Raw genomic sequence first — 7,966 nt, 5'->3', positions numbered from 1 at the left:
TTGATCCTACCGGCGGCGGTCGGGCACGCTGGGTGATGAGGTGGAAGCCTGCGCTGAACGCGTTCGCGATTACCTTCGCCGGCCGGTTCGAAAGAACCATTCACTAATGAAAACCGGCCGGACCCACACACCGTTTATCGGACAGTCCCGCCCAGGTGCGCTCAAGCCAGATGCGGTGCGTAGCAGGAGGCTCATGTGCGGTGTTGATTTCGAGGCACTCGATCGGTTGGCAGTTCACGGACTATGCGGCAGGACGTATGACTGGGGGCAGAGCGGAAAGCAAGGTTTGCCGTGATTGCGGGCGCTGCCCGCCCGCGTGACGGTTATTCTGTGGTCTCCGTGCCGCAGGTGCCGAAGCACGGCAGCAGGGCCACCCACAGCGCCGACTACGCGAGCAGGCAGCCTATAGTGGTGGCTTACAGTAGGGGCCGCAGTCCTACAACCACGGTGGCGTCCAACTCATCAGACCTGGCAATGCGAGGCGTCAACCCACCCTGGGCCACAGCTGTTGCAGTCAGCTTCGCTTGGCGTCGGCTCGTTTCGATGAGCAGGTGACCTCCGGGCCTAAGCCATGTACGCGCTGCGGCCGCTACCTTCCGCTGGATATCGACTCCGTCCGGCCCGCCGTCGAGGGACACCGTCGGCTCGTGGGCGCGGGCTTCGTGGGGCATGCTGCTGATGGACTCCGTGGGCACGTAGGGTGCGTTGACGGCGAGGATGTCTATGTTCCCTCTAATTCGAGCGGGCAGAGCCGAGTACAGATCGCCTTCATAGACGCTGCCGCCGACGGGATCAACATTTCGCTGCGCACAGCGCACCGCAACAGGGTCGACGTCGGAAGCGTGCAGCTGGATGCCCGTCACGAGTGCCGCCAGCGCCCTGCCTACAGCTCCCGAGCCGCAGCAAAGGTCCACCACGACCGAGCCCTCGCCGGAGCCCCGATCGCCAGCAAAAGGCGCCGAACGGCTGCCTTTCGAACTTGCCGGCGTTGCCCCTGCCGCGGTCACAGAAACCGCGGACTTCGCTCTCAGGAGCGCGGCGGCTTCGCGGACCAGGAGTTCCGTGCGGCGGCGAGGAACGAAGACCCCGGGCTCCACTGCAATCCGCAGACCGCAGAACTCCGCCCAGCCCAGAATGTGTTCGAGTGGAAAGCCCACAACCCGCCGCTCGACGGCTGTGGCCAGCTCCGCTGGGGTGAACGGGGCAGCAAAAAGGAGTTCGGCTTCGTCCTCGGCGAAGACACAGCCTGCGGCGCGAAGCTGGGCGGTGACGGCAGAACGGGAAAGAGATGGATGCGCAAACGGCATGGGAGCGTCCTTCGGTTGAAAGATGGGCACTCCGCGCATCGGCTAGCCCCGGCGGTCCGGACGGCGGCGGGCAGGGAGAACCCCGACTGGCATTGCGCTAATGGTTCTCACCTCCCCTGGCTCTCCAAAGCGGCGCACACTTCGACGCTTGCGAATCTTCATGTTAGCTGACCCGGAACCGGGCAGTCGTTGGCAAGATGGAGCCATGACGCCCAGCGAAGACCACCCGCTCATCTGGACCGGCTCGTACACTGCTGACAGCGGTGGGAACGGCGCCGGCATCGGAGCCATCTCGGTGGCTCCTGACGGAACCCTCATCTGGCGCGGCACCGCTGCGAAGGCGGATTCGCCGTCGTTCCTGGCCGCGCATCCCGCCCTGCCCGTGGTCTACGCCGTCGGTGAGAGCGTGCAGTCGGTGCAGGCGTATCGCCGACGCGGCGAGTTCGGCCTGGAAGCCTTCGGCGAGCCGTGGCCTGCCGGCGAGGCTCCCTGCCATGTGGCCGTCGATCCCCGCAGCAGGTTTCTTGTTGTTGCCTGCTGGGGCGACGGGCAGGTGCTGCTCTACGAACTGGATGACGACGGCGCCATCACCGCCCGCTTCTCAGCGGCACCTTCTGCGGATCCCTACGACGGCGGCCGGCCAAGCCGTGCCCACGCCGGCCTGATGCTCGCCGACGGCCGGGTCATGACCACGGACCTGGGTCACGACCTGCTTCGGGTGTGGCAGTACCTCCCCGAGGCTGGTCTGTCACTGGATCACGAGGTGCTACTTCCCAAGGACAGCGGCCCCCGCCATCTGGTGCAGCATGCCGACGGAACCGTATTCGTAGTCTCCGAGTACTCCATCGAGGTTTTTGCCGTGCGGGCCGCGTCCGGCACCGGACGGTTCGAGCTCGTCGGCGAAGGTCCGGCAACGGCGGGCGGAGCCCAGGAAGGCGATTCGGCAGCGGAGATCGCCCTCTCCCCCGCCGGGCACCATGTGTATGTAGGAGTTCGCGGTTCCAACCGGATCTGTGTGCTGGAGGTCCACGCAACGTCGGGGCAACTTCGCCCTGTCGCGGACTATCCGAGCGGAGGCGATTGGCCCAGACATCACTTGGTCCGCAACGGCTGGCTTCACGTCGCCCATGAGCGTTCCCACGACGTGACAACTTTCCGGCTTGACCCCGAATCCGGTTTACCCGGCGACGTGCGCCACCGCTTGGTGGCGGGTTCCCCTACGGCCTTGGTTGTGGCAAGCTAAACCGAATCGACAAACCCAATACAGGATTCGTCACTCCTATTACGGGAGTGCATAAACCGTTGTAATGATGGCTTCTGAGGCCTGGGCAGGTCGTCACGCAGGTCACCCGGCTGGACCGGGACAAGCAGAGTCGCTTCGCGGAAGGTTTTCAGCCATGTTCACCAACCCTGTCCAATTCCTCTTGCGCACGCGTGCAGACGCGGGCCCGTCTGGCCTCCCCCGTGCCGTCGCGGCCACAGCATCCGCCCTGGTTCTCCTGGCGGCCGCCGCGCTTCCCGCCCAAGCGGCACCGGGCGCAAAGGGGCCCGGGTCGCCATCAGGTGACCGGCCGCCGTCGGGCCTTCATGCCCTGCGGGCCCCGGTCACGGACGAGAACTTCTACTTCGTCATGGCGGACAGGTTCAGCAACGGTGACGCGGCCAACGACGACGGCGGACTCGGTCCGGATCCGATGGTGTCCGGCTTCGACCCCAAGCGCAAGGGCTTCTACAACGGCGGCGACCTGACCGGCCTGCTGGACAAGATCGACTACATCCAGGGGCTGGGAACCACATCCATCTGGCTGACACCAAGCTTCAAGAACAAGGCCGTGCAGCCGGAGGACAACTCCGCCGGCTACCACGGTTACTGGGTCACGGACTTCACCCAGATCGACCCGCATCTGGGCACCAACGCCGAACTCAAGAAACTCATCGATGAGGCCCATGCACGCGGCATGAAGGTGTACTTCGACATCATCACCAACCACACGGCGGATGTCATCGGCTACAAGGAAGGCGCCCGCACCGGCTACGTTTCCAAGGACGAGGCGCCCTACCGCACGGCAGCGGGCGTGGCGTTCGATGACCGCGATTACGCCGGCAAGGCGGACTTCCCCAAGCTTGACGCTGAGAGGTCCTTCCCCTACACGCCGGTCCTGGACCCGGCAGAGAAGAACCTCAAGGTGCCGAGCTGGCTCAACGATCCCACGCTCTACCACAACCGCGGGGACACCACCTTCGCCGGTGAGAACTCCTCTTACGGCGACTTCTTCGGCCTGGACGACCTGTTCACCGAGCACCCCGCCGTGGTGAAGGGAATGACGGAGGTCTACGAAACATGGATCAAGGATTTCGGCGTGGACGGCTTCCGCATCGACACCATGAAGCACGTGAACGACGAGTTCTGGCAACAGTTCGGCCCGGATGTCCTCAGCTATGCGAAAGCGCAGGGGAAGGACGAGTTCTTCATGTTCGGCGAAGTGTTTGACACTTCCAAGAGCTTCACCTCCCAGTTCACCACCCGCGACAAGATGCAGGCGGTGCTGGACTTTCCTTTCCAGGAGGCTGCCCGCAATTTCGCGTCCCGCGGCCAGAATGCCCGGCAGCTGGAGACGTTCTTCGCCGGGGACGACTGGTACACAGACGCCGACTCGAACGTGTATGAGCTGCCCACCTTCCTGGGGAACCACGACATGGGCAGGATCGGCAGCTTCATCAGCTCGGACAACCCGGACGCGGACGACGCCGAACGTGTTGCCCGCGACGGGCTCGCCCACGAGCTGATGTACTTCTCGCGTGGAAACCCGGTGGTCTACTACGGCGATGAGCAGGGCTTCACCGGCCCCGGCGGAGACCAGGACGCACGCCAGACACTGTTCGCGAGCCAGGTGCCCGATTACCTCGACGACGATCTGCTCGGCACCGATGCTACCCACGCCACCGACAACTTCAACACCGGGCACCCGCTGTACGGCAAGATCAGCGAACTCGCCAAGCTGACGAAGGACCACCCGGCACTGCGGAACGGTGCCCACCAGCACCGTTACGCGTCGGACGGCCCCGGGATCTACGCGTTCTCGCGCACCGACGCCAAGGACCAGCGCGAGTACGTGGTGGCGCTGAACAACAGCGAGCAGCCCCGGACGGCGTCAGTCCCCACCTACATTGCGAAGCGCGCCTACAGCCTGGTCTACGGAGACGCCGCGGCCGAATCCAAAACCTCGCCTGAAGGCAAGCTGACCGTCACGGTTCCGCCGCTGTCCGCCGTGGTCTACAAGTCCTCCGGCCGCATTCCGCACTCGAAGGCGGCCCCGGCTATCTCGCTGCAGGCACCGGCTGCGGCGGCAGCCGGTGCCACGTCGCAAGGTGACAATGGCCGGATGCAGGTAACGGCCGACGTCGACGGCTCGTCGTTCTACGAGGTCACCTTCCAGGCGAAAACGGCTGGCGGGGACTGGGAGTCCATCGGCACCGATGACACTGCGCCTTACCGGGTCTTCCACGATGTTGCGGGGCTCAAACCCGGGACGGCGTTGAAGTATCGGGCAGTCCTCCTGGACAACGGGGGCCACACGTCGGTCAGCAGCCCGCGCACCGCCACCGTGCCCGCGCCGGTGCTGACCATCCAGCAGCCCAAGGAAGGAAGCACCGTTCAAGGCACTGCGGAAGTTGTTGCCACCGCCGATCCGGAAAAAGCCAGCCACGTGGTGGGCTTCGAACGGAGTGTGGCCGGAGGTCCCTGGACGGCCATCGGATCGGATGATGGTTCATCCCCCGATTACACCGTGGTTGATGACGTGGCTGCACTGAACCTCGCCGACGGTACCAAAGTGAGCTACCGGGCGACGATGAGCGGCCCTGGCTTCAAGGTGGCCAGCGGCGTGCGGACCGTGGTGGTAGGAGCCGCCCCGCAGCCCCAGTCGGTCACTGTTGCAGGCAGCCTGAACAGCGAGATGGGCTGCCCGGACGACTGGCAGCCGGCGTGCACGTCGGCGTTTATGACATTCGATCCGGTTAACCGCGTCTGGAAGCTGACCGCGGACATGCCCGCGGGCACCTATGAGTTCAAGGCGGCCATCAACGGTTCCTGGGACGAGAACTATGGCCAGGACGGGGCGCCTAACGGTTCGAACATCGTTTTGAACCACGACGGCGGCCCGGTCACCTTCCGGTACAACCACACCACGCACGTGATCACGGCCAGCTGAGGCGGCCCGGCTTTCGCGCGCAGGCCCACCGTCCGGCCGCAGACTACCCGCGGATCGATTCCTCTACCGCCGCCAGGAGGGAGTTGAACCGGTCGTTCCCGTCCAGGCTGTCGATCAGCACGGAGTCACCGTCGGAATCGGCCAGCGGAACCTGCCAGTTGGGGTACTGGGCAGACGTTGTCCCCGGCTGGTTCTGCACCCTGCGCTCCCCCACGGCGTCCACGAGTGCCACGCCAAGCAGTACGGACGGGGTCTGCGCCAGCAAGCGGTGCAGGGCCTCGATCCGTTCCTCCTCCGTACCGGCGCCATCGGCCGGGAGCAGCCCGCGCTGCCGAAGCAGCAGCATCATCTTTTCGAGCGTCGCGTTGTGGTCGATGCGCTCCTCCTCCGCTGACCGCTCCAGCAGCCCCAGCCCGCTGCGAAGCGTCACGTGGTCGCCGGCGAGGTAGCCCGCCGTCGGCGGAAGGTCATGGGTGTTCACGCTGGAGAGTGCCTGCAGACGGTACTTTTCGGGTGCGAGCGGAGCATCGCCGTCGTTCTCAAACCACAAAATGGAGGTCCCCAGGATGCCGCGGGCGGCAAGGTAGTCGCGGACCCACGGCTCAAAGGTGCCCAGGTCCTCCCCGATCACCACGGCGCCGGCACGCTGCGCCTCAAGCGCGAGGACGCCGATCATGGCGTCATGGTCGAAGCGGACGTAGGCCCCGTTCTCCGGAGAGTTGCCCGCGGGCACCCACCAGAGGCGGAAAAACCCCAGAATGTGGTCAACCCGGATCCCGCCCGAATGCCGCAGAATCGTTGCCAGCATCTCGCGGAAGGGCCGGTAGCCGGCCTCGGCCAGGCGGGTGGGATGCCATGGCGGCTGGTGCCAGTCCTGCCCCAGCTGGTTGTACATGTCCGGGGGCGCCCCGACGCTGACGCCGGAGGCAAGGACTCCCTTAAGTGTCCAGGCGTCGGAGCTTTGGAGGTCCACCCCGACGGCGAGGTCATGCACGACTCCGAGGCGCATTCCGGCGCGCTTGGCTGCGGCCTGGGCGAACTCGAGCTGTTCATCGCAGAGCCACTGAAGCCAGCGGTGGAAATCGATCCGGTCCGAAAGTTCGATCCGCAACTTCTCCACGAGAGGAGAGCCCAGGGCTGCCGCAGGATCGGTCCAGAACGGATCGCCGGCGTCGATATCTTCCCGGATGGCGCACCACAGGGCGAAGTCATCCAGCCCGGTCCCGGCCCCGCGGCAAAATTCCCCGAATGCACGCTGCCGGGAGGGCGAACGGCGGACCCCGTAGAGCAACTCCAGCGCAGCCAGCTTGGCGCCATACGCCGTGTCCCGGTCCAGCCGCGAGGAGTCGTTGTTCAGTTTCCGCGCCTGCTTCATCAGGCCGTGGACCACAGCCTGCTTCTTCGGCTTCAGGTACGCCAGCTCCGGAATCGACTCGATACGGAGGTAGAGCGGGTTGAAAAAGCGGCGGGTGGACGGTGAGTAAGGCGAAGGCTCCACCGGAGGCACGGGGTCAGCCGCGTGAAGCGGGTTCACGAGCACGTAGTCGGCGCCGCGGGAACCGGCAAGCGCCGCAAGCTCGGCCAGGTCGGCGAAGTCGCCCACACCCCAGGACCGCTTGGACCGCGCCGAATACAGCTGCGTGGCCAGGCCCCAGCCGCGGCGCTCCTCGAGCGGCGCGGCAGTGGTCAGCCTCGACGGAACCACCACAAGGGTGGCCTCGGCAACCTTGCCCTCCGACTCCGCGCGAAGCGTGTGCCAGCCTTGTCCGGTGTTCGCCGGCATCTCAAAGGTTGCGCGGCCGGTAGTCACGCCGTCGACATCGCGCGGCTCTATCCAGATGTCCTGCTGCGGGGCATCGAGCTCACGCCCGTCCTCGGTAATGACGCTGACACGGACGGCGGAACCGTTCCTGACGTGCACCGGCACCTGGACGGGTGTCCCTTCCTGAACCACGACGGCGGGAGGCAGCATCCGCCGCCACGGCGCCAGTTCCGCTTCGGCCAGGGCATGCTCGATGAGCTGGTCGGTGTGGGCCTGGACCCCAAGGGCCGCCAGGACACGGATCAACGTTGCGGGTGCAACTTCGTGCGGAAGCCCGTCCCAGCCCTGATAGGTGGTCCCCACGCCGTGGGCGTCTGCGAGCCAGTGCAACAGCTCGGGGCTCACGGAACCGGTGCCAGCTGGGGCGGCGGCTGCTTCGGCGTCAGCAGGGGCGGAGCCGGCTGCTTCGGCGTCAGCGGAACTGCCGGGCGCATGGACTCCCGCTGCCGGAGTAGCAGCAGATGGATCTGCTGCTACTCCGGAACCTGGCGCTTGCTGCTGGCTGGAAGCCTTCATTGATGTCCGCCTCGTCTGCTTAGATCGGCCAAAACTTGCAGTGCTCCCGTTGCGACCGGCGCTATTCGGCTGCCAGGCAACGCTTGGTTCCGATTATTGCAGGGCGGGGA

Annotated in this window: 4 protein-coding genes; 2 read left to right on the top strand and 2 right to left on the bottom strand. The window is 65.7% G+C overall.

The window, feature by feature from the left end; all coding sequences use genetic code 11:
• Positions 1-416 precede the first annotated feature (416 nt).
• Positions 417-1,307 carry a putative protein N(5)-glutamine methyltransferase gene (locus AC1DD3_RS18265; RefSeq protein WP_476882222.1) on the bottom strand — a complete coding sequence of 297 codons (891 nt, stop codon included), beginning with the start codon at positions 1,305-1,307 and terminating at the stop codon, positions 417-419.
• A gap of 205 nt (positions 1,308-1,512) precedes the next feature.
• Between AC1DD3_RS18265 and AC1DD3_RS18260 the strand changes: the two genes are divergently transcribed.
• Both AC1DD3_RS18260 and AC1DD3_RS18255 read left to right on the top strand, forming a co-directional pair.
• Entirely contained in the window at positions 1,513-2,550 is a 1,038-nt protein-coding gene (locus tag AC1DD3_RS18260; RefSeq protein WP_476882221.1) for a lactonase family protein, read from the top strand.
• Between the two features lie 154 nt (positions 2,551-2,704).
• Positions 2,705-5,518 (top strand): alpha-amylase family glycosyl hydrolase, encoded by a 2,814-nt coding sequence (locus AC1DD3_RS18255; protein ID WP_476882220.1) that lies wholly within the window; start codon positions 2,705-2,707, stop codon positions 5,516-5,518.
• 43 nt (positions 5,519-5,561) lie between these two features.
• Here AC1DD3_RS18255 and malQ read toward each other — a convergent pair whose 3' ends face one another.
• Positions 5,562-7,856, bottom strand: a complete 2,295-nt coding sequence (gene malQ, locus AC1DD3_RS18250; protein WP_230121299.1) for a 4-alpha-glucanotransferase — start codon at positions 7,854-7,856, stop codon at positions 5,562-5,564.
• Positions 7,857-7,966 lie beyond the last annotated feature (110 nt).

The sequence above is a fragment of the Arthrobacter sp. 05T444 genome (genome assembly GCF_056395905.1).
The sequence above is the reverse complement of the archived record's forward strand: the minus strand, read 5'-3'. Positions and strand labels throughout refer to the sequence as shown.